The sequence below is a fragment of the Stenotrophomonas sp. AG209 genome, from assembly GCF_003550055.1.
Lineage (GTDB): Bacteria > Pseudomonadota > Gammaproteobacteria > Xanthomonadales > Xanthomonadaceae > Stenotrophomonas.
This window is the reverse complement of record NZ_QXDB01000001.1, coordinates 2,152,117-2,177,692: the sequence shown is the minus strand read 5'-3', so window position 1 is coordinate 2,177,692 and position 25,576 is coordinate 2,152,117. Positions and strand designations below refer to the sequence as shown.

The 25,576-nt window shown below is 67.4% G+C and carries 20 protein-coding genes; 14 read left to right on the top strand and 6 right to left on the bottom strand.

Features of this window, described 5'->3' with window-relative positions; all coding sequences use genetic code 11:
- Positions 1-8 precede the first annotated feature (8 nt).
- Positions 9-3,242, bottom strand: coding sequence for an efflux RND transporter permease subunit (locus DFO63_RS10125; RefSeq protein ID WP_119006836.1), 3,234 nt, complete (start codon positions 3,240-3,242; stop codon positions 9-11).
- A 74-nt stretch (positions 3,243-3,316) separates the two neighbouring features.
- Positions 3,317-4,561, bottom strand: a complete 1,245-nt coding sequence (locus DFO63_RS10120) for an efflux RND transporter periplasmic adaptor subunit (RefSeq protein WP_049447277.1) — start codon at positions 4,559-4,561, stop codon at positions 3,317-3,319.
- A gap of 186 nt (positions 4,562-4,747) precedes the next feature.
- Between DFO63_RS10120 and DFO63_RS10115 the strand changes: the two genes are divergently transcribed.
- The 9 genes from DFO63_RS10115 to DFO63_RS10070 all read left to right on the top strand — a co-directional run bounded on the left by DFO63_RS10115 (position 4,748) and on the right by DFO63_RS10070 (position 13,736).
- Positions 4,748-6,067 (top strand): M20 family metallopeptidase, encoded by a 1,320-nt coding sequence (locus DFO63_RS10115; RefSeq protein WP_049447280.1) that lies wholly within the window; start codon positions 4,748-4,750, stop codon positions 6,065-6,067.
- Between the two features lie 549 nt (positions 6,068-6,616).
- A complete protein-coding gene (gene queF / locus DFO63_RS10105; RefSeq protein ID WP_049447282.1) occupies positions 6,617-7,435 on the top strand; it encodes an NADPH-dependent 7-cyano-7-deazaguanine reductase QueF in 819 nt (272 codons plus the stop codon).
- A gap of 223 nt (positions 7,436-7,658) precedes the next feature.
- Positions 7,659-7,952, top strand: a complete 294-nt coding sequence (locus DFO63_RS10100) for a LysM peptidoglycan-binding domain-containing protein (protein WP_005419771.1) — start codon at positions 7,659-7,661, stop codon at positions 7,950-7,952.
- A gap of 45 nt (positions 7,953-7,997) precedes the next feature.
- Entirely contained in the window at positions 7,998-8,510 is a 513-nt protein-coding gene (locus tag DFO63_RS10095; protein WP_119006835.1) for a hypothetical protein, read from the top strand.
- A gap of 362 nt (positions 8,511-8,872) precedes the next feature.
- Positions 8,873-11,095 carry an NADP-dependent isocitrate dehydrogenase gene (locus DFO63_RS10090; RefSeq protein WP_049447286.1) on the top strand — a complete coding sequence of 741 codons (2,223 nt, stop codon included), beginning with the start codon at positions 8,873-8,875 and terminating at the stop codon, positions 11,093-11,095.
- Positions 11,096-11,407: 312 nt separating this feature from the next.
- Entirely contained in the window at positions 11,408-12,373 is a 966-nt protein-coding gene (locus DFO63_RS10085) for a hypothetical protein (RefSeq protein ID WP_049447288.1), read from the top strand.
- Positions 12,366-12,914, top strand: coding sequence for an ATP/GTP-binding protein (locus DFO63_RS10080; protein WP_049447290.1), 549 nt, complete (start codon positions 12,366-12,368; stop codon positions 12,912-12,914). The genes DFO63_RS10085 and DFO63_RS10080 overlap by 8 nt, the downstream gene beginning before the upstream one ends.
- Complete coding sequence (locus tag DFO63_RS10075; protein WP_019336717.1) at positions 12,907-13,323, top strand: roadblock/LC7 domain-containing protein; 417 nt, start codon at positions 12,907-12,909, stop codon at positions 13,321-13,323. The genes DFO63_RS10080 and DFO63_RS10075 overlap by 8 nt, the downstream gene beginning before the upstream one ends.
- A 53-nt stretch (positions 13,324-13,376) precedes the next feature.
- On the top strand, positions 13,377-13,736 hold the full coding sequence (locus tag DFO63_RS10070) for a hypothetical protein (RefSeq protein WP_005419760.1): 360 nt from the start codon (positions 13,377-13,379) through the stop codon (positions 13,734-13,736).
- A 75-nt stretch (positions 13,737-13,811) separates the two neighbouring features.
- Here the strand turns inward: DFO63_RS10070 and DFO63_RS10065 are convergent, their stop codons facing one another.
- Complete coding sequence (locus DFO63_RS10065) at positions 13,812-14,549, bottom strand: KilA-N domain-containing protein (RefSeq protein WP_259337413.1); 738 nt, start codon at positions 14,547-14,549, stop codon at positions 13,812-13,814.
- Between the two features lie 164 nt (positions 14,550-14,713).
- On the opposite strand from DFO63_RS10065, the gene aceK reads away from it, so the two are divergent.
- Together aceK and DFO63_RS10055 are read left to right on the top strand one after the other, a co-directional pair.
- Positions 14,714-16,444, top strand: a complete 1,731-nt coding sequence (aceK, locus tag DFO63_RS10060) for a bifunctional isocitrate dehydrogenase kinase/phosphatase (protein WP_049447342.1) — start codon at positions 14,714-14,716, stop codon at positions 16,442-16,444.
- 80 nt (positions 16,445-16,524) lie between these two features.
- On the top strand, positions 16,525-17,415 hold the full coding sequence (locus DFO63_RS10055; protein ID WP_049447295.1) for an energy transducer TonB: 891 nt from the start codon (positions 16,525-16,527) through the stop codon (positions 17,413-17,415).
- Between the two features lie 39 nt (positions 17,416-17,454).
- Here the strand turns inward: DFO63_RS10055 and DFO63_RS10050 are convergent, their stop codons facing one another.
- The 3 genes from DFO63_RS10050 to trxA form a co-directional block, all read right to left on the bottom strand.
- Entirely contained in the window at positions 17,455-19,029 is a 1,575-nt protein-coding gene (locus tag DFO63_RS10050) for a sensor domain-containing diguanylate cyclase (RefSeq protein ID WP_049447297.1), read from the bottom strand.
- A 209-nt stretch (positions 19,030-19,238) separates the two neighbouring features.
- Entirely contained in the window at positions 19,239-20,984 is a 1,746-nt protein-coding gene (gene rho, locus DFO63_RS10045; protein WP_119006834.1) for a transcription termination factor Rho, read from the bottom strand.
- A gap of 228 nt (positions 20,985-21,212) precedes the next feature.
- Positions 21,213-21,542, bottom strand: a complete 330-nt coding sequence (gene trxA, locus DFO63_RS10040) for a thioredoxin (RefSeq protein ID WP_005411275.1) — start codon at positions 21,540-21,542, stop codon at positions 21,213-21,215.
- Between the two features lie 510 nt (positions 21,543-22,052).
- Here trxA and rhlB point away from each other — a divergent pair.
- From rhlB to ftsX, 3 genes are all read left to right on the top strand, one after another.
- Positions 22,053-23,774 carry an ATP-dependent RNA helicase RhlB gene (rhlB, locus tag DFO63_RS10030; RefSeq protein ID WP_049447301.1) on the top strand — a complete coding sequence of 574 codons (1,722 nt, stop codon included), beginning with the start codon at positions 22,053-22,055 and terminating at the stop codon, positions 23,772-23,774.
- Between the two features lie 158 nt (positions 23,775-23,932).
- Positions 23,933-24,619 carry a cell division ATP-binding protein FtsE gene (gene ftsE / locus DFO63_RS10025; RefSeq protein WP_005419728.1) on the top strand — a complete coding sequence of 229 codons (687 nt, stop codon included), beginning with the start codon at positions 23,933-23,935 and terminating at the stop codon, positions 24,617-24,619.
- A 3-nt stretch (positions 24,620-24,622) separates the two neighbouring features.
- Positions 24,623-25,570 carry a permease-like cell division protein FtsX gene (ftsX, locus tag DFO63_RS10020; protein WP_014038703.1) on the top strand — a complete coding sequence of 316 codons (948 nt, stop codon included), beginning with the start codon at positions 24,623-24,625 and terminating at the stop codon, positions 25,568-25,570.
- Positions 25,571-25,576 lie beyond the last annotated feature (6 nt).

Below are 25,576 nucleotides of genomic sequence, written 5' to 3'. Positions count from 1 at the left end.
GGCGTGGATCATGCCTGCGGCTCCTGCAGCGAACCGTTGCGCAGCGCACGCTGTTCGCGGCGGCGGGCAAGCCACTCGGAGAAGCGTTCCATGTACAGGTAGATCACCGGCGTGGTGTACAGGGTCACCAGCTGCGACAGCAGCAGGCCGCCGACGATGGCGATGCCCAGCGGGCGGCGCAGCTCCGATCCGATGCCGGTGCCCAGTGCCAGCGGCAGCGCACCGAGCATGGCCGCGGCGGTGGTCATCATGATCGGGCGGAAACGCAGCAGGCAGGCACGGCGGATCGCCTCGTGCGCGTTGGCACCGGCGCGGCGCGCCTCGATCGCGAAGTCGACCATCATGATGCCGTTCTTCTTGACGATGCCGATCAGCAGCACGATGCCGACGATGCCGTCCACCGACAGGCTCAGGCCGCACAGCATCAGCGCCAGCAGCGCGCCGACACCGGCCGGCGGCAGCGTGGAGATGATCGTGATCGGGTGGATGTAGCTCTCGTACAGCACGCCCAGCACGATGTAGATCACCACCAGCGAGGCCAGCAGCAGCCACACCACATCGGTCTGGCTGCCGGTGAATTCGGCGGCCTTGCCGATGAACTCGGCATGCAGGTGGGTCGGCATGTCCAGGCTGTCCTTGGTCTCCTGGATCGCACGCACGGCCTCGGACAGCGAATAGCCCGGCGCCACGTTGAACGACACCGTCACCGCCGGCAGCTGCTGCTGGTGGCTGACCACCAGCGGCGCACTGCTGACCTTGCCTTCGGCCAGCGCCGACAGCGGGATGATGTTGCCGGCGCCGACGGTGATGCCGGTGTTCTGCGCGCCGATGCCGGTGGCGGTCGACGAGTTCGACGAGGTGACCTGGCCGAAGCTGGTGGCATTGGTGCCGGTCAGTGCGCCGGCACCGTTGGAGGCCACGGCCAGCTGTTCCATCAGCGCGGTGCTGGTGCGGAACTCCGGCGCCACTTCCAGCACCACGCGATACTGGTTGAGCTCGGTGAAGATGGTCGAGATCTGGCGCTGGCCGAACGCATCGTAGAGCGTGTCATCGATGGTCTGCATCGGCACGCCCAGCACGCTGGCCTTGTCGCGGTCGATGTTCAGCTCCAGGGCGCGGCCCTGGTTGGACAGGTTGTTGTCGACGTCCGCCAGTTCCGGGCGCTTGCGCAGCGCTTCGGTCAGGCGCGTGGCCTGGGTGGCCACCGTCGCCGAATCCACGTCCGACAGCGAGTACTGGTACTCGGTAGCGGCCACGCGGGTATCCAGGGTCACGTCCTGCACCGGCTTCAGGTACAGCGCCACGCCCGGAATGCCGGCCACTGCCCTCTGCAGGCGCGGCAGGATCTCGTCCAGGCCATCGCGCTGGCTGCGCTCCTTCAGCACGATCGACAGCTGGCCCTGGTTGAGCGTGGGGTTCATGCTGCCGGCACCGATGAACGCCGATACGCCGGTCACATCCGGATCGTGCCGCAGTGCCTCGGCCACCTGCTTGGTGCGCTGTTCCATCTGCGGGAAGGCGATGTTCTGGTCGGCCTGGACCACGCCGGTGATCAGGCCGGTGTCCTGCTCGGGCAGCAGGCCCTTGGGAATCAGCACGTACAGCAGGACGGTCAGCACCAGTGCGCCGCCGGCCACCGCCAGGGTCAGGCGCTGGTGGCCCAGCACCCAGTCCAGGCTGTGTTCGTACAGGCCGACGGTGCGCGTCCACAGGTTCTGCTTGCCGGCCGCCGCCGCACGCTCATGCGCGTCCTCGCCCTCGGGCAGGGCGTCTGGCTTGAGCAGGTAGGCGCACATCATCGGGGTGAGCGTCAGCGAGATCAGCATCGACAGCACCACGGCGATGCTCAGCACCCACGCGAACTCGTGGAACAGGCGGCCGGTGACGCCGGGCATCAGCAGCAGCGGCAGGAACACCGCCACCAGCGAGACCGTCAGCGACAGCACAGTGAAGCCGATCTGGCGCGCGCCGATCTCGGCCGCTTCCTTGCCACTCTTGCCCTGCTCGATGTAGCGCACGATGTTCTCGATCATCACGATCGCATCGTCGACCACGAAGCCGGTGGCCACCACCAGCGCCATCAGCGAGAGGTTGTCCAGCGACATGCCGGCGAAGGCCATCACCGCGAAGGTGCCGGCCAGCGACAACGGCACCGCCACTGACGGAATGATCGTGGCCCACAACCGGCGCAGGAACACGAAGATCACCGCCACCACCAGGCCGATGGTGAGGATCAGGGTGAACTGCACTTCATGCACCGACGCGCGGATGGTCTCGGTGCGGTCGTTGAAGATCTCCAGGTGCACGTCGGCCGGCAGCACGCCCTGCAGCTGCGGCAGGATCGCGCGGATGCGCTCGACGGTCTGCACGATGTTGGCACCGGGCTGGCGGCGCACTTCCAGCAGTACCGCCGGCTTGCCGTCGGCCCAGGCGGCCAGCTGGTCATTCTCCACGCCATCGATCACCTCGGCCACGTCCGACAGCCGCACCGGGCGGCCGTTCTTGTAGCTGATGTTGGTGTCGCGGTACTCGGCGGCGCTGGCCAGCTGGTCGTTGGTGCCGATGCTGTAGGACTGCGTCTTGCCGTTCAACGAACCCTTCGGCGCATTGACGTTGGCCTGGGTCAGCGCGCTGCGCAGCTGCTCAAGGGTCAGGCCCATGTTCGACAGCTGCGCCGGGTTGACCTGGATGCGCACGGCCGGTCGCACATTGCCGGCGATCGAGACCAGACCCACGCCCTGCACCTGCGACAGGCGCTGGGCCAGGATGGAATCGGCGTAATTGTTGACGTCGCGCAGCGGGCGCGTGTCAGAGGTCAGTTTCAGGGTGACGATGGCCGCGTCGGCCGGGTTCACCCGGTTGTAGACCGGCTGGTAGGGCAGCGACGAGGGCAGGGTGGCCTGGCGGATCGCCGCCTGCACGTCCTGCGCGGCGATGTCGATGTCGCGGTCCATCGAGAACTGCAGGATGATCGTGGACAACCCGGCCGACGAATCGGAGGTCATCAGCTCCAGCCCGGAAATCTGCCCGAACTGGCGCTCCAGCGGCGTGGTGACCAGCGAGGCCATGGTGGTGGCGTTGGCGCCGGGGTACTGGGTGGTGACCACCAGGCTGGGCGCATCGATTTCCGGCAGTGCCGACACCGGCAGCTTGCGGTAACCGAGGATGCCCAGCAGCAACAGGCCCGCCATCAACAGCGAGGTGGCGATCGGGCGGCGGATGAAGATCGTCGAAAAGCCCACGGACTGATCCTTGCTGGCACTTCAATGTCGGCGCCGGCAGGGTCGCCGGCGCGAGGGAGATCAGTGGCCTGCGCTCAGCGCGGGCCACCACCGCGACGGCCACCGCCGCCTGCGTTCTTCTGCTCGGCCGCCTTCAGTTCGGCCTCGGTCGGTGCGGCAGGGGTCTCGCCCGGCTTCAGCGCGGTGACCTTGCTGCCTGGCTTCAGGCGGAACTGGCCTTCACTGACCACCCGCTCGCCGCCCTTCAGGCCTTCGGCGATCTGCACCTGGCTGTCGCCCACTTCCACGCCGCTGCGCACGGTCTGCATCTTTACCGTGTTGTCGCCCTGCACGATGTAGACGTACTCGCCGTCCGGGCCACGCAGCACCGCCTGGGTGGGGATGACCACGCCACCGCCGATCGTGCGCAGCTGCATGCGCACGTTGACGAACTGGCCCGGCCACAGGCCGTTGTCGGTGTTGTCGAACAGGGCACGCGCCTTGAAGGTGCCGCTGTCGGCACTGATCAGGTTGTCGACCACGTCGAGCTTGCCGTCGCCGGACAACACGTGCGAATCGGCACGGTCCAGCGCGGCCACCGGCACCGTACCGGCGGCCTGCGCCTGGCGCACGTCGCCGAGCTGGCGCTCGGGCAGGTTGAACAGTACGTGGATCGGATGGATCTGGGTCAGCGTGACCAGTGCGGTGCCGGCGTTGACCACGTTGCCCGCATCGACCGCACGGATGCCGGCGATGCCGGTGATCGGTGCGGTGACCTTGGTGTACTGCAGCTGCACCTGTGCCGAGCGCATGCTGGCCTCGTTCGCTGCGACCGCGCTTTCGTACTGTGCCACTTGGTTTCGCTGTGTATCCAGATCGGTCTTGGCGACGTACTGGCGATACTCCGGCGCGTTCGAGCGCTGGAAGTTGGAGCGCGCGGTGGCCAGCAGGGCTTCGTTCTGGCGCTTGGCCGCGGCGGCCTGGTCATAGCTGGCCTGGGCCGTGCGCGGATCGATCACCGCCAGCACATCGCCCTGCTTCACTTCCTGGCCTTCGCGGAAATTCAGGCTCATCAGCTGGCCGCCGACCTGCGGGCTGACGGTAACGGTGTTCATCGCGGTCACCGTGCCCAGCGCGCTGGCATACACCGGCACGTCCTGGCGCGTGGCATCCACCACGGTCACCGGTACGGGACCGGCATTCGGATCCTCGCCGCCCTGGCGCGCCCCCGCAGCCGCACCACCGGCCTTGTCCTTGCCCCCGCCCATGACGCGCAGGCCGACCACGGCCAGCACCAGCACTGCCACGACCAGCAGCACGATCTTCCAAACACGTGACATTACGAGGACTCCGAGAGGGCTGGACCAGGCGGGACGCCGGGGCAATGCGCAAAGCATACCTGTGCCACATCACGTTTCCTGCATGACGGATGGGACGGGCGCTAAGACCGGATCCAGCGCCGGAGGTTCCCGTGGCGGCGGTGTTGCCCTACATTCAGCTGGAACCCTTCTGCTGTGGAGATTGCGATGCGCCGTTCGCTGCTGCTGTCCGCCCTGCTGCTGGCCCTGCCGGCCCTTGCCTACGCCCAGGACGGGCAGCGCCCGGAGGTGACCGCCGCCGCGCAGCGGCTGCAGGCCAAGGTGGTCGAATGGCGCCGGGACTTCCATCAGCATCCTGAGTTGTCCAACCGCGAGGCGCGCACCTCGGCCGAGGTCGCCAAGCGCCTGCGCGCGATGGGCCTGAAGCCGAAGACCGGCATCGCCCATCACGGCGTGGTGGCGATCATCGAGGGCGGCAGGCCAGGCCCGAAGATCGCGCTGCGCGCCGACATGGACGCGTTGCCGGTGACCGAGCAGACCGGCCTGCCGTTCGCCTCGAAGGCCACTGACCAGTACCGCGGTCAGACCGTGGGCGTGATGCATGCCTGCGGCCATGACGCGCATACCGCCACCCTGCTCGGCGTGGCCGAAGCACTGGTGGCGATGAAGAAGGACCTGCCGGGTCAGGTGATGCTGATCTTCCAACCGGCCGAGGAGGGCGCACCGCCGCCGGAGGAGGGTGGTGCCGCGTTGATGCTCAAGGAAGGCCTGTTCGCTGATTTCAAGCCGGAAGCGGTGTTCGGCCTGCACGTGTTCTCCAGCGTGCAGGTAGGGCAGATCGCCGTGCGCGGCGGCCCGTTGATGGCCGCCTCGGACCGGTTCGGGATCAAGGTGATCGGGCGCCAGACGCACGGCTCGGCGCCGTGGAACGGTGTCGATCCGATCGTCGCCACCGCCGATCTGGTCGGCACCGCGCAGACCATCGTCAGCCGCCGCGCCAACCTGTCCAAGCAGCCGGCGGTGCTGACCTTCGGCGCGATCAACGGTGGCATCCGCTACAACATCATTCCCGATGAAGTGGAGATGGTCGGCACCATCCGCACCTTCGACGAAGGCATGCGCCAGCAGATCTTCGCCGACCTGCGCAACGTGGCCGAGCACACCGCTGCCGCGCACGGCGCGAAGGCGGTGACCGAGATCTACGAGGCCGATGGCAACCCGGCCACGGTGAACAACCCGGCACTGACCGCGAAGATGCTGCCGAGCCTGCAGGCGGTGGTGGGCAAGGACAACGTGTACGAGCCGCCGTTGCAGATGGGCGCGGAGGATTTCTCGCTGTACGCGAAGGAAGTGCCGGGCATGTTCTTCTTCGTCGGGTCCACCAGCGTTGGGATCGACCCGGCGACGGCGCCGGCCAACCATTCGCCGAAGTTCCTGCTGGATGAGAAGGCGTTGGATGTTGGATTCCGCGCGCTGCTGCAGGTGAGCCTGGATTACTTGAACGGTGCCGGCACTCCTGCTGGCTGAGGGTTTCCGGCAGGACTGCGCCCTGCACCCGCTTGAATCAACGGCAACGGCAACGTCAAAAGTGGGCATTCCTTGGGATGGCGGGGTGGGTCCGGTTGAGGGGGACGCCGTAAACCCATCCCTGGGGGCTTGGCCGCGGCATCCATGCCGCGGACACCCCCTCAACCGGACCCACCCCGCCTTCGACAGTTTCCCGCGGCTGTTGGTGCCCGCTGCTGTTGGTGGGTGCCGACCGTTGGTCGGCACGGCGGACGTCATGAACGTCTGAAGGATCGGATTCTGATTTTGATTTTCTGATCTTTCCCGTGGTGGCGGCCGCGTGCAGGGAACTGTCAGGGGCCGGGTGGGTAGGCGGGGCGGGGGTGTCCGCGGCATGGATGCCGCGGCCAAGCCCCCAGGGACGGGTTTACGGCGTCCCCCGACCCGCCTACCCACCCGGCCAAGCCGATAGACCGCCTTCCACGACCAACCAACAAAACCACCACGGAGGGGCTCCGCCGTTGGCCGGCCCGGCCGAAGGCCCGCCCTTCGCGCGATACAATGACCCCCATGAACACCCCACAGGATTCCAGCCTCGGTCGCGAGGTCAGTTACCCGTCGCAGTACGATCCCGGCCTGCTGTTCCCCATCCCGCGCATCGGCGCCCGCGCCGAGATCGGCCTCGATGACGCCGCGCTGCCGTTCGTCGGCCACGACCGCTGGCATGCCTTCGAGCTGAGCTGGCTCGACCCGCGTGGCAAGCCGCAGGTGGCCGTCGCCACCGTGCAGGTGCCGTGCACCTCGCCGCGGCTGATCGAGTCGAAGTCGTTCAAGCTGTACCTCAACTCCCTCAACAGCACCCGCATCGACAGCGCCGAGGCACTGCGCGAGCGTCTGGTGGCTGACCTGTCAGCCTGCGCCGGTGCGCCTGTCCAGGTCGAGTTCGGTCTGCCGGGCCTGCGCGAGACGCCGCTCGGTGAATCCGTCGACGGGCTGGATGTGGAGATCGACTGCTACGGTCCGCCGCAGGCGGACTTCCTCACCGCCGATGCGCATGAAGTGGTAGAGGAGACCCTGGTCTCGGCGCTGCTGAAGTCCAACTGCCCGGTCACCGGCCAGCCGGACTGGGCGACGGTCAGCCTGCGTTACCGCGGGCCGAAGATCGACCGTGCGGGCCTGCTGCGCTACCTGGTCAGCTACCGCGAGCACGCCGAGTTCCACGAGCAGTGCGTTGAGCGGATCTTCAGCGAAGTGTCCGCCCGCTGCCAGCCGCAGTGGCTGGAAGTGGAGGCCCGCTATACCCGCCGTGGTGGCCTGGATATCAATCCCTGGCGGGCCAGCCCCGGCATCGTTGCACCGGCTGCGACCTACCGCGAACTGCGGCAATAAATAACCGCCGCAGGCGGTTACGGGCAGTGCCGGCTGCTGGCCGGCAACTGCAGGGAACCCGCATCCAGGGCAAGGGCAGGCCGGCCAGCGGCCGGCACTACCGGGCACCGGCTCTCCCGATTGTTCAGCCGCCCCCGGGGGCGGCTTCACATCTGCACCATCCCCATTTAACAACCGCCATGGCAACGTGCGAACCACGTAGTCATGCAGACGGGAGTTGTGGATGAGTACCGAGAAGAAAGCCGATTTCTCCGGCGTCAGTGGCAGCGTCGACAGTACCGCCGAGCAGGTGCCGAAGGCGGACTTCTCAGGCGTAAGCGCTTCGGTGGACAGCACCGCCGACGTTGTCAGCGGCGGCACCTACACCGTGCAGAAGGGTGACTCGCTGTCGAAGATCGCCAAGCAGCATCTGGGCGACGCCAATGCCTGGAAGAAGATCTTCGAAGCCAACCGCGATGTGCTTGATGACCCGGACAAGATCTTCCCGGGCCAGACCCTGAAACTGCCGCCGAAGTAAGCCGGCGATCGAACGCCGTCCGACAATCCCTGGGAGGAACCCCGAATGATCAAGACCACCCCGCTCCAGACCGCCCTGATCGCCGCCCTGCTGGGCAGCGTTGCCCTGGTCGGTTGCAAGAAGAAGGAAGAGTCGACCGACAGCAACGCCGCACCGGCAGTTACTGCCCCGGCCGAGCCGGCGGCACCGGCCCCGATGACCGGCGCACCGCCGCCGATGGCCGAAGCCGCTGCAGTCAGCGTCTCGGCGGTCACCGTGGGCAAGACCGCAGCCGCCGACAAGTCGGTTGCGACGACAGCATTGTTCGCACCTAAGGATGACGTCATCGTCTCGGTCAAGACCGATGGCGCTGCCAACAACGTCACCGTTGGCGCGAAGCTGACCTACCAGGACGGCCAGGTGGCCGGCGAGCAGAACGCGACCCTGAACACCAGCGGCGCGGAAACCACCAACGTCACGTTCAAGAATGCAAAGGGCTGGCCGGCCGGCAAGTACCGCGCCGAGGTCACCGTCGATGGCAAGGCGGCTGGAACGCCGCAGGAGTTCGAGGTCAAGTAAGTCCTGCCGACTCTCTCCCGGCAGGGCTCACGATGGACGCAGCCGCGAGGCTGCGTCCTTTTTTATTGGGTGGCGGTTGGCCCCATCACGCATGGCGTGGATCTAGTCACAACCGGGCCGCGCTTCATCCACACCGGGCGTGGATGGATCACAGCGTTGCCGGCATGCAGTACCGCCGCGTATGGCGCGGCTTTGCCCCGCGCGGCTGAAAACGCGACAATGCAGGGGTTTCCCCGCCGCGCGCCCACCCTGACGGCGACGGGGGAAAGCGCGGGGCCCGGCCCCGCGCGCGACACGGTTGCACGTGGCCCGGCGTTGGCGCCGGCCTTCCCCTGAGCATCGCTACAGAGTCCAAGTCCCCCATGTCCAAGATCCTCTACACGCTGACCGACGAAGCACCGTTCCTGGCCACCCAGTCGCTGCTGCCGATCGTTGGTGCCTACACCGCCACTGCCGGCATCGTGGTGGAAACCCGTGATATCTCGCTGTCCGGCCGCATCCTGTCGCTGTTCCCGGAACTGCTCAGCGACGCGCAGAAGGTCAGCGACGACCTGGCCGAGCTGGGCCAGCTGGCGACCACCCCGGACGCCAACATCATCAAGCTGCCGAACATCTCCGCCTCGGTGCCGCAGCTGAAGGCGGCCATCAAGGAACTGCAGGACCAGGGCTATCCGCTGCCGGATTACCCGGAAACCCCGGCCGACGACCAGCAGCGCGACTACAAGGCGCGCTATGACAAGGTCAAGGGCAGTGCGGTGAACCCGGTGCTGCGCGAAGGCAACTCCGACCGCCGCGCACCGCTGTCGGTGAAGAACTATGCGCGCAAGCACCCGCACCGCATGGGCGCCTGGGCGTCGGATTCGAAGTCGCACGTCGCGCACATGGCCGCCGGTGATTTCTACGGCAGCGAAAAGTCGGCCACCCTGGCCAACGCCGGTGCGCTGAAGATCACCTTCCACGGCAAGGACGGCAGCACCGTCGTGCTGAAGGAAAAGACCGCAGTGAAGGCCGGCGAGATCGTCGATGCCGCGGTGATGAGCCGCAAGGCACTGGCCGCCTTCATCAGCGAGCAGATCGCCGATGCCAAGGCCCAGGGCGTGCTGTTCTCGCTGCACCTGAAGGCGACCATGATGAAGGTCTCCGACCCGATCATGTTCGGCGTGGCGGTCAACGAGTTCTACAAGGACGTGCTGGCCAAGCACGCCGACGTGCTCAAGCAGGCCGGTTTCGATGCCAACAACGGCATCGGTGACCTGGCCGCACGCCTGCCGTCGCTGCCCGAGGCCACCCGTGCGGCGATCGAAGCCGACCTGGCTGCCGAGTACGCGCAGCGTCCGGGCGTGGCCATGGTCAACTCGGACAAGGGCATCACCAACCTGCACGTGCCGAGCGACGTGATCGTCGATGCCTCGATGCCGGCGATGATCCGTGACTCCGGCAAGATGTGGAACGCCGAAGGCAAGCTGCAGGACACCAAGGCGGTCATTCCGGATCGCTGCTACGCCGGTGTGTACCAGGCCGTCATCGACGACTGCAAGGCGCACGGCGCTTTCGACCCGGCCACCATGGGTTCGGTGCCGAACGTCGGCCTGATGGCGCAGAAGGCCGAAGAGTACGGCTCGCACGACAAGACCTTCCAGATCGCTGCCGATGGCGTGGTCAAGGTCACCGACGATGCCGGCACCGTGGTGTTCGAGCACGCCGTGGAAGCCGGTGACATCTGGCGCATGTGCCAGACCAAGGACGCGCCGATCCAGGACTGGGTGAAGCTGGCCGTCGAACGCGCCCGCCTGAGCAGCACCCCGGCCGTGTTCTGGCTGGATGCCGCCCGCGCCCACGACGCGCAGGTCATCGCCAAGGTCGAAACCTACCTGAAGAACCACGACACCAACGGCCTGGATATCCGCATCCTGCCGCCGGTGGAAGCCACCGCATTCTCGCTGGACCGCATCCGCAAGGGCGAGGACACCATCTCGGTGACCGGCAACGTGCTGCGCGATTATCTGACCGACCTGTTCCCGATCATGGAGCTGGGCACCAGCGCCAAGATGCTGTCGATCGTGCCGCTGATGGCCGGCGGTGGCCTGTTCGAGACCGGCGCCGGTGGTTCGGCCCCGAAGCACGTGCAGCAGTTCGTCGAAGAGGACTACCTGCGTTGGGATTCGCTGGGCGAATTCCTGGCCCTGGCAGCGTCGCTGGAACACCTGGGCAACCGCTACGACAACGCCGCAGCCCGCGTGCTGGCCAAGGCGCTGGATGAGGCCAACGGCCAGTTCCTGGACAACGACAAGTCGCCGTCGCGCAAGCTGGGTGGCATCGACAACCGCGGCAGCCACTTCTACATCGCGCTGTACTGGGCCCAGGCCCTGGCCGCGCAGAATGAAGATGCCGCGCTGAAGGCACGCTTCGCCCCGCTGGCCAAGGCACTGACCGACAACGAGCAGAAGATCGTCGAAGAGCTGATCGCGGTGCAGGGCAAGGCGGTGGACATCGGCGGCTACTACCGCCCGGACGTGGCCAAGGCCAGCAAGGCGATGCGCCCGAGCGCGACCTTCAACGCCGCGCTGGAGCAGCTGCGCGGCTGATCCAGCGCCGCTCGGCCGTGACACCGGAACCCGCGCTTCGGCGCGGGTTTCTTTTTTTGCGGCCTTCGGGGTCAGATCCCTTTTGCATGGCAGAAGGGATCTGACCCCGAAGGATGAAACCGTGACATCCGTCGGCTGTCGGAATGCCGTCAAAGGGGCATGAAACTTGCCCGCGATGGCCGTCGCAGAACCGATAGGAGGCGGACTGCAGCCGCCCTCAATCTGAGCAGTCGATCACGACGGCCCTCGTCGGCAATGCCCTAGCCTTGGCGACGCGAGACCACCGGGGAGGTGGTCGCTCGGGGAACACGGATGGCACGCGTGCTGGTAGTGGGAACCGATATCCAGGGCGAGCAGGCCCTGCTGCAACGGTTGCGCCTGGCCTCGGCACTGCCGGATGGCCAGGTCCGCCGCAGCCAGGATCTGGACGATTGCGATCTGCTGGTCATCCGCGATACCCCGGCGCTGCGCAACGCCGCCCAGCGCATGCGACAGCAACGACCGCGCCTGCAGTGCTGGATCGAGGACATCGGCGGCCAGCTGCGTGATGGCGACGGGCATCAGGACGTGCTTGATGACGGTGCCATCGGTCGCGCGCTGCGCCGCATGCAGTTGGCACCGGAGCCCCTGGCCATGCAGACACCTGCACCGATCCGCCTGGCAGATGGCGCGCACGCCATCACCCGCCTGCTGCGCGAGCGGCTGCCTTTGAGGCAAGGGCAGGCATTGTTGAGCGATGCAGGCGAGCCTCTGCTGCTGATGGATCTGGAGCAAGACCAGGCCGTGCTGTTGCAGGAACCCGCGAGCGCGCTGGTGGAGCGCCTGGCCGATGCCTTCGAACGCCTGCAGCTGGATGCGCTGACACCCGCGCGCCTGCAGGCCCTGGCCGGCGAGCGGCCACGCCAGCCGCTGCGGCCGCTGCTCTGGCAATGGGCGCAACGCAGCCGCCATTGGCAGGCGCTGGACGAGCGCCTGCGCGGCGCCTCGGTGAAGCTGCTGCGCTGGCCGGATTTCCGCGTGCTGGGCCATGACCACGATGGCTTCCGCCTGTGCTCATTGCTGCTCAAGCGCGCGTGCACGGTTGAAGAATGCGCGATGCTGCTCGAACTGCCGGCGGCGGCAGTTCGCGATTTCATCCATGCCGCCTACCTGTGTGGCTACGCGCAGCTGCAGGCCGCCCCGGCGGCGCCGATGATGGCGACAGGTGGCACCCGCACCGACAACGGATTGCTTGCCCGCCTGTGGCGGCACCTGCGCGGGAGCGAGCGCAATGCGTGAGCACAAGGTGGTCGTGCTGGGCGGCATGGGCAGCGGCAAGTCGACCCTGGTACGCAGCATCGCGGCTGGCGCGGTGGTCGACACGGATGTGGCCAACAGTGATCGCCTCGGCGCCGACAAGGCTTCCACCACCGTGGCGCTGGACTACGCAGACATCGACCTGCCCAACGGCGAACGCCTGCGGCTGTACGGAACACCCGGCCAGCAGCGTTTCGATTTCCTGTGGCCGATCCTGCTGCAGGGCGCGCGTGGCGCGGTGCTGTTGCTGGACGCGCGCCGCGCCGGCGTAGCCAGCGAGCTGGAGGGCTACCTGCAGGTGCTGCAGCCGTTCGCATCATCCCTGGCACTGGTCGTGGCGGTCACCCACCTGGACCAGGCGCCACAGGCCGCGCTGGATGACTGGGCCGCCCGTGCCTGCCTCGATGACCAGCCGCTGCCGCTGCTGGCCGTGGATGCCCGTGACCGCGAACAGGGACTGCTGCTGATGGATGTACTGATGAGCGAAATGGAAGCGCACGCACTGGTGGCTGCACATGGCTGACGGGCAGATGGCGGTACTGCCCGATGCCGGTCAGCGTGAGCGCCTGCAGCCCCTGCTGCAGGACCTGCAGCAGCGGGTCGAAGGCGTGCGCACGGTAGTGCTGGCCAGCGTCGATGGCTTTGCCCTGGTCAGTGCCGGCGCCGAAGGGCGTGGCGAACGGCTGGCGGCGATGACCAGCGCGATGCTGGCGCTGGCCGCGGCGGTCGGGCGCGAACTGGTACTGGGCGATCTGCAGACACTGATGCTGGAAGCGGCGGGCGGCAAGGTGCTGATGCTGGCGATCCAGGCCGAAGGGCGCGCACCGCTGCTGCTGATGGCGGCCTGCGACCAGCGCAGCGTGATCGGCCAGGTGCTGTGGCAGAGCAGGGAATGTGGCCAGGCGATCCTGGCCGAACTCGGCGGATCGTGAGCCCGGCCGCAGGGGAACGAGGGGCTCGAACCAACATCGACAAGAGGTGCGACGTGGCTGGATTGAATGAATCGTTGAACGCACTGATGGGCATCGACGGCGCGCAGGCAGTGGCGCTGGTCGACTATGAAAGCGGCATGCTGCTGGGCGAAGCCGGTGCCGGCATGGACATGGAAGTGGCCGCCGCCGGCAACACCGAAGTGATCCGCGCCAAGATGAAGACCGCCGCGTCGTTGAACCTCAACGACAGCATCGAGGACATCCTGATCTCGCTGGGCAAGGCGTACCACATCATGCGCCCGGTGGCGAAGAAGAAGGGCCTGTTCTTCTACATCGTGCTGGACCGTACCAAGTCCAACCTGGCATTGGCCCGGCGCAAGGTACAGGACGTGGAGGCTGAACTGGCGATCTGAGCCATCGGTTCCAGTAGAGCCGAGCCATGCTCGGCTGCTTTCAGCCGAAGCAGCCGAGCACGTTCGGCGCTGCTTTCACTGCGGTGGAAGCAGCAGCGTGGTCACGAACGAAAGCGCTTTGTTGTCGCGCTTGGCGAAGTACGCCGGCGCCTTCTCAGGCAACCACACTTCGTTGAAGTGGCGGCGGAAGTCTTCGTAGAGCTCGTTGGGATACAGCTTGGCTTGCACCGTGCGCCCATCCGGGTAGGAGTGGTCATACGTGGGCAGTGCATCGGTGTTGATACCCCGATGATCCCTCAGCCATTTGCAGAACAGGCGGCCTTCGGAGATGTCCGGCACCAGCGCCTGCGGGAGCGTGTAGCCTGCCTGCTCGAGCGGCGCGATCAGGTTCAGGGTCAGCTCGTTGAGCATCGAAAAGTGGGTATAGGGCACCTTGGCGCGGTTCTGCATGTAGCGGTCGATGTGCGCTGGCATCACCGCGTTGGCGCGACCCTGCTGCCATTCCACCACCCACTGCGAGACCTTCACTGAGAACTTGCGCGACAGCCACTGGCCGAGGTGGATGGCGAGGTACGGGTGGATCCAAGTGCCCTGCATCGCCGGGTTTCCACCGGATACCGCGTGGATCAGCTCATTCTCGGACAGCTTCGTCTGCGCCATGAGCTCCTGCAGGAACTCCTCCGTCGATTTCAACGCCCGGTAATCGGACCAGCGCTTGCCGACGGACTGGCAGAGGGCGGTGGCGCTGATGTAGCCGTCGCGGGCGCGCTGGGGGATTACGTTGCCTTCCTCCACGCGTGGAATAAAGGTCATTTGCTGCATGCGTCACCTCGTGCCGTTGTTGGGCCTGAAAGGGTAGGCAGCGGGGAGGCATCGGGTCTGTAGGAATCGTTGCGTTTGTCGCGGCACGCAGTGGCCCTACACAAGCCACCCCACGCCAGCGTATGGTGAAGCCGGTCCTCCCGGGTGAGTCCTGCATGTCCGAGCCTGACATCGCTGCCGAGCTGGCGTTGCGCATCGCCTGCGCCATCCACGCCGGCTTCGAGCAGTACCACGCCCGCTTTGCGGCGATCACCGCCCGTGCGCGGCAGCGCTTCGAGCAGCGCGACTGGGCGGGCGCGCGCCAGGATGCAGTCGAACGCATCGCGTTGTACGACCTGTGCATCGCCGAACAGATGGATGCGCTGCGGCGTCTCGCCGGCGAAGCGATCGGGGAGCGCGCGCTGTGGCTGCAGGTGCATGCGCGCTACAGCGCACTGCTGCGGGGGCTGATCGACGCCGAACTGTACAAGACCTTCTACAACACGCTGTCGCGGCGCTTGTTCTCCACCCGTGGCGTGGACCCGGAACTGGAGTTCATCGCCTTCGATGTCGAGCCATCCGATGCGATCACCCACCCGGTCGCACGGCATACCTATGCGGTCTCGCCGACGCGGCCGGTGGAGGCCCTGCAGCGTGTGCTGGCCGATTACCGCTTCGACATTCCCTATGCGCACCAGCTGCGCTGCGCGGCGGCCATCGCCGTGCGCCTGCAGGATGATCTGGCCCACTGGGGCGATACGCCGGTACGCAGCATCGAGCTGCTGGACACCGTGTTCTATCGCGAGCGCCGCGCCTACCTGGTGGGTCGCGTGTTCGGCGAGCATCGCTTCTCACCGTGCGTGATTGCCCTGGTCAACGATGGCCAGGGCCTGCGTGCCGATGCGGTGCTGACCCGGCGCCGCGACGTCGCCCACCTGTTCGGCGTGTCGCGCAGCTATTTCCAGGCCGACCTTGCCACGGTCGGCGATGCGGTGGTGTTCCTGCGCAGCCTGCTGCCAGGCAAGCCCATCGATGAGATCTACACCGTTCTGGGCCGGGCCAAGCAGGGCAAGACCGAGCGCTACCGGACCTTCTTCCGCCACTTCAACGAACATCCGCAGGAGCGGCTGGTGCCCGCCGAAGGTACGCCGGGCATGGTCATGGCGGTGTTCACCCTGCCCAGCTATCCGCTGGTGTTCAAGCTGATCCGCGACCGCTTCGCCTGGCCCAAGGCGATGTCGCGGCAGCAGGTGGAAGAGAAGTACGCGCTGGTGTTCAATCTCGACCGGGTCGGCCGCCTGCTGGATGCGCAGCCGTACCGCCATCTGCGTTTCCCACGCGACCGCTTCGCACCGGCCTTGCTGGAAGAGCTGCTCGAGCAGTGCGCGCAGAGCGTGCGCGTCGATGGCGACCAGGTGGAAGTCGCACTGTGCTACGTGCAGCGTCGCTTCCGTCCATTGAACCTGTACCTGCGCGAGCAGGGCGGCGAGGCGGTGCGCGCGGCGGTACTCGACTACGCGCAGGCGATCACCGACATGGCGCGCAACAACATCTTCCCCGGCGACATGCTGCCGAAGAACTTCGGCGTATCGCGGCATGGTCGGGCCGTGTTCTACGACTATGACGAGCTGTGCCTGGTCAGCGACTGCGTGTTCCGCGCCTGGCCGCAGCCGCGTACGCCGGAGGAAGCCATGGCCGACGAACCCTGGTTCCATGTCGGGCCACGCGATGTGTTTCCCGAGCGTTTCGGCCCGTTCATGGGCCTGCCGGCGGGCGAGCTGTCCGCGGTGCGCGAACATTATCGGCACCTGTTCGATCCCGCGTGGTGGCAGGGCCTGCAGGCGCGCTTCGCCGGCGGTGACTATCCGGATACGCCGCCCTACGCGGTGGCCCATCGCCTGGCCTGAACGGATTGGCGTGAACCGCCTGCCGGTCCCGTCCAGACTGGGGTACGCTCTGGGTTCACCTCATCACCATGGATCCGGCAATGATGCGCTCCCCCCTGTTCCTTGCCCTGGCCCTGGCGTTTACCGCCGGCGCTCCCCTGCTGCCGGCCGATGCCGTTGCCCAGAACGCGCGCGCCGTGCGCGCCACTGCCGAGATGAGCATGGCGCTGTCGGGCAGTATCGATGTGGCGGCCGACGGATCGGTCAGCAAGCTGACCCTGGACCAGCAGGCGATGCTCGCACCGGGCATCGCATCGTTCGTGGAAGGCACTATCCGTGGCTGGCAGTTCGAGCCGACGCTGCGCGACGGCAAGCCGGTGGCCACCCACGCGCCGCTGCGGGTACGCCTGCGTGGCAAGGAGCAGGACGACGGCAACTACCAGATCAGCATGACCAGTGTCGATTTCAGTGAATATGATCCGAAGGCTACCGATTCGGTCACCCGGAAGAACATGCCGCCACCGCGCTACCCCGAGGATGCCTTCCGCAATGGTGGGCAGGGTGACGTGCTGCTGCTGGTCCAGGTAGCGCGCGACGGCACCGTCGCCGATGTCGTTGCCGAACAGGTGAACATGACGGTGGTCGCACCGGAACGGACCATGTCCAAGATGCGCGACATCCTCGCCAAGGCCAGTATCAGTGCGGCCCGCAAGTGGACCTTCGTGCCGCCGACCACCGGCGAGGACAGTACGCGTGACTCCTGGACCGTGCGCGTGCCGGTCACCTTCGCCCTGAACAACAGCGACAACGGCCAGCCGGAACGCTATGGCCGCTGGCGTGCCTTCATCCCCGGCCCGCGCCAGGCCGCACCGTGGCGCAAGCCGGACGCTGCCGAGCAGGTGGGCAGTGATCTGCTGCCCGCCGGCGGCGTGTACATGGTCGATGGCACCCAGCGCGGCCTGCGCCTGCTGACGCCGCTGGCCCAGCGCTGAGCCCGGCGCGGTGAGGCGGTTGGCCAGGCCGGCCGCTTCTCAGTCCGCGTACGGGTAGACCACCACCCGGTTGCGGCCCTGTTCCTTGGCCATGTACAGGGCCTTGTCGGCCAGCCGCAGCGCCTGCTCGGCATCGACATGGAAGCTGGGGAAGTGGGCCACGCCCAGCGACACGGTGATGGTGCCCACCGGCTCGAATGGATGACCGGCGATGTGCTGGCGCAGGCGCTCGCCGGCCTGGCGTGCCGAGTCGGTACTGATGCCCGGCAACAGCAGCAGGAACTCCTCGCCACCGGCGCGGCAGAGGATGTCGCTGTCGCGCGAGTAGCGGCGCATCTGGTCGGCGATATGGACGATGGCGGCATCGCCGACGTCATGGCCGTGGCTGTCGTTGATCGATTTGAAGCGATCGATGTCCAGCGCCAGGATCGCGAACGGGATGCCCTGCACCTGCAGCGCATCCAGCGCCTGCTGCAGGCCGCGGCGATTGAGCAGGCCGGTCAGCGGATCGGTGCGGTTGGCGCGGTTGAGCGTACCGATGCGGTCCTGCAGGGCGTTGAAGCTGTGCAGGACCGCCTGCTTCAGCTGGGCAACCTCGAAGTACCACGCACGGATGCCGCTGACGTGGTTGATCGCGTTGCCGGTGTCCTCGCCGCCCTGTACGTTGCGCGCCAGCTGCCACAGCGGCATCGAGATGCGCCGGGCGAACCACCAGGTGATCAGCAGTGACAGCAGGCCGAGCGGGATCGCGTTCCAGATCACCGCAGTCATCAACCGCGACAGCGGCTGCAACGTGGCCTCGGTCGGCCGCTGGGCGATGATGCCCCAGCCGGTGGCCGGTACCGGCGCATAACCGGCCAGCATCGACACGCCCAGGTTGTTGCGGACCTGCTGCGCGCCGCGTTCGCCGCGCACCACCGCCTTCACCGCCGGGTTGCCGACCACGTAGTCGCCGACCCGCTTGCCGTCGGCGTGGTACAGCAGGCGGCCATGGCGGTCGACCACGTACAGGTAGGAGCCGTCGCGATAGTAGTGCTTGCCCAGCAGCGTATGCAGCGCGCTGCGCTGGCGCAGGTACAGGGTGCCGCTGACGTAGCCGCGGTAGCGGCCCTGGCGGTCGAAGATCGGGTGCGACAGCGAGACCAGCAGTTTGCCCGTGGCCGACTGGTAGGGATCGCTGATCATCGGCTGGCGCGCGGCCAGTGCGGCGTTGTTGCCGACGCTGTGCAGGATCTCGCCCTGCAGCTGCAGGGTCTGCGGCGAGGTGGCGATCACCAGGCCGTCGGCGTCGACCACCAGCGAGGAGTTGAAGCTGTTGGTCTGCAGCTGCAGGCGGCTGGCTTCATCCTGGGCCTGCTTCGGATCCAGGTCGCTCTGGCCGAGCCGGGTGGCGGCGTAGGCCAGCTCCTGCTGTGCGGCCAGCAGGAAGTTCTGGGTGGTCTCGGCCAGCTTGGTGGCATAGACGCGGTTGGCTTCCAGGGTATTGCCGACCAGCTGGTCGCGCTGCACGCGGTAGCTGGCCAGCAGGGTATTGGCCAGGGCGATGATGGCGCTGAGCAGGGCCAGGGCGAGGATCAGCTTGCCCAGGTTGAGGCGGGGAGACAGCGTTCGCATGCGTCGACGGATCCGGCAGGAGGCTGGACCCGACCGGTTCTCCGGAAGGGGCGACAGCGGGAGTCGGTGGCCACGCCCGCAGGGCCGGGCAGGGTATCGGGCGAATTATCGCCAAAAGTCGGCGGCGGCAAAGTGAAGTGGGTCGCCCTGCAGGCAAAAAAAAACCTGCCGCAGCGAGCGGCAGGTTCTTTTCGATGCAATGCCGTGGATCAGCGCTTCATCGAACCGAAGAACTCGTCGTTGGACTTGGTGTTCTTCATCTTGTCCAGCAGGAACTCCATCGCGGCCATTTCATCCATCGGATGCAGCAGCTTGCGCAGGATCCAGATCTTCTGCAGCAGCTCCGGCTCGATCAGCAGGTCTTCGCGGCGGGTGCCGGAACGGTTGATGTCGATGGCCGGGAACACGCGCTTTTCAGCGATACGACGGCTCAGGTGCACTTCGCTGTTGCCGGTGCCCTTGAACTCTTCGTAGATCACCTCGTCCATCTTCGAGCCGGTGTCGACCAGCGCGGTGGCGATGATGGTCAGGCTGCCGCCTTCTTCCACGTTGCGCGCGGCACCGAAGAAGCGCTTCGGGCGGTGCAGGGCGTTGGCGTCCACACCACCGGTCAGCACCTTGCCCGAGCTCGGCACCACGTTGTTGTAGGCGCGGGCCAGGCGGGTGATCGAGTCCAGCAGGATCACCACGTCCTTCTTGTGCTCGACCAGGCGCTTGGCGCGCTCGATGACCATTTCGGCCACCTGCACGTGGCGCGCGGCGGGCTCGTCGAAGGTCGAGCTGATGACCTCGCCGCGCACGGTGCGCTGCATTTCGGTCACTTCTTCCGGGCGCTCATCGATCAGCAGCACGATCAGGTGCACGTCCGGGTGGTTGGTGGTGATGGCCGTGGCGACCTGCTGCATCATCATCGTCTTGCCGGCCTTCGGCTGGGACACGATGAGCGAACGCTGGCCCTTGCCCTGCGGCGCCATCAGATCGAGGATGCGGCCGGTGATGTCTTCCGACGAACCGTTGCCACGCTCCAGGGTGAAGCGGCGGCGCGGGAACAGCGCGGTCAGGTTCTCGAACAGCACCTTGTTCTTCGACGCTTCGATCGGCTCGCCGTTGATGGTGTCGACGATGTTCAGCGCGAAGTAGCGCTCGCCGTCCTTCGGGAAGCGGATGCGGCCGGAGATGTGGTCGCCGGTGCGCAGGTTGAAGCGGCGGATCTGGCTGGGCGAGATGTAGGTGTCGTCCGGGCCGGCCAGGTAGCTGGCTTCGGCCGCGCGCAGGAAGCCGAAGCCGTCCGGCAGGATTTCCAGCACGCCATCGGCGGCAACGCCGTCGCCGTGGCGGGTCAGCACCTTCAGCAGGGCGAAGATCACGTCCTGCTTGCGGGCACGGGCCACGCCTTCGGAGATCTGCAGCTGCTCGGCGATTTCCAGCAGCTTCTGTGCCGGCATGCGCTTGAGGTCGCTCAGCGAGTAGACCGGGAAGCCTTCCGGCACGTTGGCGTGCGGGCGCGGCACGAAGGGCTGCTGCTCGCCGCCGTCCTGCGGCATGCCGTCATCACGGCCACCGCGGTTGCGGTCACGGTCGCGACGGTTGCGGAAACGGTCGCGGCGATTGCCCTGGCCCTGCTGGCCGTTCTGGTTGTAGGGGTTGTTGTTCTGACCCTGGCCCTGGTTCTGGCCACCGCCCTGGTGGTTCTGCTGGCGCTGTCCGGATTCGCGGCCTTCGCCACCCTCACCGCCGCCGGAGGCGGGGGCTTCAGTGGCAGGCGCGCTCGGCGCGGGGGCGGCTGCAGCCGGTGCCGGCGCTTCGGGCGCGGCTGCCAGCGGCAGGGTCGGTTGCGCCGGAGCGGCGCTGGTTTCGGCGGCTGCCGGGGCGGCGGCCTTGCTCACGCGGGGCTTGCGCACGCGCTTTTCGGCGGGCGCATCGGCGCTGCCGGTTTCGGAAGTGTTATCGGACAAGAGCGTTATTCCTCGCTTGAAGGTGCGAGCGCCCGGCTGGGGCGGCGAACGTTGGGAATGGGTCTGGAAGAAACTGCGTCCAGAGGGTGCGGCACGCGAACGCGGCCGGATATGCCGACACTATCATCGGCCTGCGGCGGCTTGCAAGGGTCGCCGGGAACAGCATTCATGATGGACGCGGGGCGCCCGCCGGCAGCCGCGGGGCGGCGGCTGCCGGGAACAACGGGATCAGGCCAGGGCCTTGTCCAGCAGGCCGGCCAGCTGGGCCTTGCCCACCGCACCGATCTGCTCGCCGACCTTCTCGCCGTCCTTGAACACGACCAGGTACGGAATCGAACGCACGTGGTACTTGGCGGCCAGCGCGCGGTTGTGGTCGACGTTGACCTTGGCGATCTTGGCGCGGCCCTGGTAGGCATCGGCCAGTTCGTCCAGCGCCGGGGCGATCATCTTGCAGGGGCCACACCACTCGGCCCAGAAATCGACCAGCACCGGTTCCTTGGAGTTCAGCACTGCGCTATCAAAGTCGGCGTCGCCGACATGTACAACCTTGTCGCTCATCTTGGTTTCTCGTCTTGGATTGCACCCGGCGATGCCGGAGGTGGGTGAACTGGGCCATGCCCGGTGGCGCGACCCTCGTCGTTGCCTCGCGGCGCACTGCCGCGGTGCGTTCGGCGGGATGCCTGGACGCTCACGGCCGGCAGTGTACCCCTATCGCAGGGCAGGGACAGGCGCCGGCTGGAACCCAGCGTATCGTGATCGCTTCGATGGCCGGTATGTGTCGGATTTCACTGTCTTCCTGTACATGGGGCTGGCAGTGGGCGACACCAGCGACTCCGGGCAGGCCGTTCAAGTCCGGTGTGGCTGGGTGAAGGGCGCCGTCTCTTGACTTTATGAGACAGGTCATTCCGGTTTGCTGGCCCGAGTGCGTTAAACTGGGGCATTGTGCGGCGCGCGGACCGGGTGGTCCCAGCCTGCCAACCCGCCGCAGGGGCCGCAGTTTGCGACGGTGCCCCTAGACGATGAAGTGCCAGCCGCCCCACGGGCCGGCGGCCATACCAAGACGGACTCATGAGCGACAAACCGCTGACCGATTTGACCTTCTCCTCCTTCGAGCTGCATCCGGCCCTGCAGGCCGGCCTTGAAGGAGCCGGATTCACCCGCTGCACCCCGATCCAGGCGCTGACCCTGCCGGTCGCGCTGCCCGGTGGTGATGTTGCCGGCCAGGCCCAGACCGGCACCGGCAAGACCCTGGCCTTCCTGGTCGCTGTCGTGAACCGCCTGCTGACCCGCCCGGCCCTGGCCGACCGCAAGCCGGAAGATCCGCGCGCGCTGATCCTTGCCCCGACCCGCGAACTGGCCATCCAGATCCACAAGGATGCGGTGAAGTTCGGTTCCGACCTGGGCCTGCGTTTCGCGCTGGTCTACGGCGGCGTGGATTACGACAAGCAGCGCGAGCTGCTGCAGCAGGGCGTGGACGTGATCATCGCCACCCCGGGCCGCCTGATCGACTACGTCAAGCAGCACAAGGTGGTTTCGCTGCACGCCTGCGAGATCTGCGTGCTGGACGAAGCCGACCGCATGTTCGATCTGGGCTTCATCAAGGACATCCGCTTCCTGCTGCGCCGCATGCCGGAACGCACCATCCGCCAGACGCTGCTGTTCAGCGCCACCCTCAGCCATCGCGTGCTGGAGCTGGCCTACGAGCACATGAACGAGCCGCAGAAGCTGGTGGTCGAAGCCGAGACCATCACCGCCGCCCGCGTGCGCCAGCGCATCTACTTCCCGGCCGACGACGAGAAGATCCCGCTGCTGCTGGGCCTGCTGTCGCGCAGCGAAGGCGCGCGCACCATGGTGTTCGTCAATACCAAGGTGTTCGTCGAGCGCGTCGCCCGTTCGCTGGAAAAGGCCGGCTACCGCGTCGGCGTGCTGTCCGGCGACGTGCCGCAGAAGAAGCGCGAGAGCCTGCTCAACCGCTTCCAGAAGGGCCAGCTGGAGATCCTGGTGGCCACCGACGTCGCCGCGCGCGGCCTGCATATCGACGGCATCAAGTACGTCTACAACTACGACCTGCCGTTCGACGCCGAAGACTACGTGCACCGCATCGGTCGTACCGCGCGCCTGGGCGAAGAGGGTGATGCGATCAGCTTCGCCTGCGAACGCTACGCCATGGGCCTGCCGGACATCGAGGCCTACATCGAGCAGAAGATCCCGTCCGAGCCGGTCACCAAGGAACTGCTGACCCCGCTGCCGCGTCCGGAACGCCCGGCCCCGGCCGCTGGCGAGGAAGGTGAGGAGAACGAGAGCGTCGGCCAGATCTTCCGTGAAGCGCGCGAAGCCCGCGCCGCCGAAGAAGAGCGTCGTGGTGGTGGTCGCAGTGGCGGCCGCTCCGGCGGTGGCCGTGGCGAGCGTCGCGACGGTGAGCGCAGCGGCGAGCGCCGTTCGCGTGGCCCGCGCAAGCCGCGCGTGGAAGGCGAGCAGGCCGCAGCTGCGCCGGCCGAAGGTGCCGAAGCCGCTGTCGCCCAGGCCCCGCGTCCGCCGCGCCCGCCGCGTGCCGAGGGTGCACCGGAAGGGGCCGTGGATGGCGAGCGCAAGCCGCGCAAGCGCCGTCGTCGTCGCCACGGCCGTCCGGTCGAGGGTGGCGAGGGCGTGCAGGCCAACGCCGGCAACGGCGCCAGCCCGGTGACCCCGGTGCAGGTGGTGGCCAAGCCGGTCCGTACCGCGGCCGATACCGGTGATTCGTTCCTGACCCGCATCGGCCGCAAGATCCGCCGGATGCTGTCGGGCAACTAAGCCGCCGATGGTGGGTGCGGACCTTGGTCCGCACTGCCCCATGGGGTGGGGTAGTGCCGGCCGCTGGCCGGCAACCCACACAGCTGCCGGCCAGCGGCCGGCACTACCGATCGCGCGACCGTCTCCACGACGTCGCGCCGCTCCTGCATAATCGGGGCATGAGTGTCCTGCGCTTCGACAATGTCAGCAAACAGTACGCCGGTGGCCACGAGGCACTGACCGATGTCAGCTTCGAGGTCGCGCCGGGCGAGATGCTGTTCGTCACCGGCCATTCCGGTGCGGGCAAGAGCACCCTGCTCAAGTTGATCCACCTGGACGAGCGGCCCAGCCGCGGCGCGGTGGTGTTCGACGAGCGCAACCTGCTGAAGGTGCGCGGTGGCGACGTGCCCCGCCACCGACGCGCGGTGGGGGCGGTCTACCAGGACCACCGCCTGCTGATGGACCGTTCGATCGCCGAGAACGTGGCGCTGCCGCTGATCCTGCGCGGTACCCGCCGTGGCGACATCAACAAGCGCGTGCGCTCGGTGCTGGAACGGATGGGCCTGGGCCACCGCGAGAAGGCGCTGCCTTCGCAGCTGTCGGCCGGCGAGCAGCAGCGCGTCGGCATCGCGCGCGCGATCGTTGGTGAGCCCAAGCTGCTGGTGGCCGATGAGCCGACCGGCAACCTCGACCCTACCCTGGCGGCGGAGATCATGGCCCTGTTCGCCGAGCTGCCCTCGCGCGGCACCAGCGTGCTGGTGGTCAGTCACGACCTGCCGCTGCTGCGCCGCATGCGCAAGCGCGTGCTGATCCTCGACCACGGCCGGCTGGTGGATGACATCTCGCCGCAGGACCTGGCGGAGTAACCGATGGCGAAGAACGAAAACAGCGAAGCCGCCGCCCCCTCGCGTGTGGGTGTCTGGTTCCAGCACCACGTGCACAGCGTGGTGTTCAGCCTGGGCCGCGCCTGCCGCAAGCCGTGGGCGACCCTGCTGACGGTGATGGTCATGGCGCTGGCACTGGCCCTGCCGCTGGGGCTGTCGATCGCGCTGGACAACCTCAAGCAGTTCGCCGGCAGCGTGCAGCAGTCGCGCGACATCAACGTGTTCCTAAAGGGCAACGTGGATGGGCCCGGCGCGCTGCGCCTGGCGGGCCAGCTGCGCGACCGCGACGACGTGGCCGAAGTGAACGTGCGCACGCCGGAGCAGGGCCTGCAGGAACTGCGCGATGCCGGCCTCGGTGAGGCCATCGACGCACTCAACGACAATCCGCTGCCCTCGCTGCTGGTGATCACCCCCGGCCAGGGCAAGGATGACGCACGCCTGGCGCGCGCGCTGGAAAGCCTGCCCGAGGCCGACCTGGTGCAGCACGATGCGCTGTGGCGCCAGCGCCTGGATGCCTGGCTGGCCTTCGGCGCGCGGCTGGTGCAGGTGCTGTCGGTACTGCTCGGCGTGGGTGCCGCGCTGGTGGTCGGCAACACCGTGCGCCTGGACATCCAGGCCCGCCGCGAAGAGATCGGCGTGCTGCAGCTGCTCGGCGCCAGCGATGGCTTCATCCGTCGCCCGTTCCTGTACCTGGGTGCGTGGTACGGCCTGGGCGCCGGCGCGGTGGCGCTGGCCCTGATCGGCGCCGCCGGTGCCGCCCTGCGCATGCCGCTGGCCGAACTCTCGCGCAGTTATGGCAGCCCGTTCGTGCTGCACGGCCTGGACCTGCTGCACGGCGGCCTGGTCCTGCTCGGCACGCTGCTGCTGGGTTGGCTGGGCGCCTGGCTGGTCACCGGCCACTTCCTCCGCCAGACCCGCCCGACCGACACCTGAGACCGG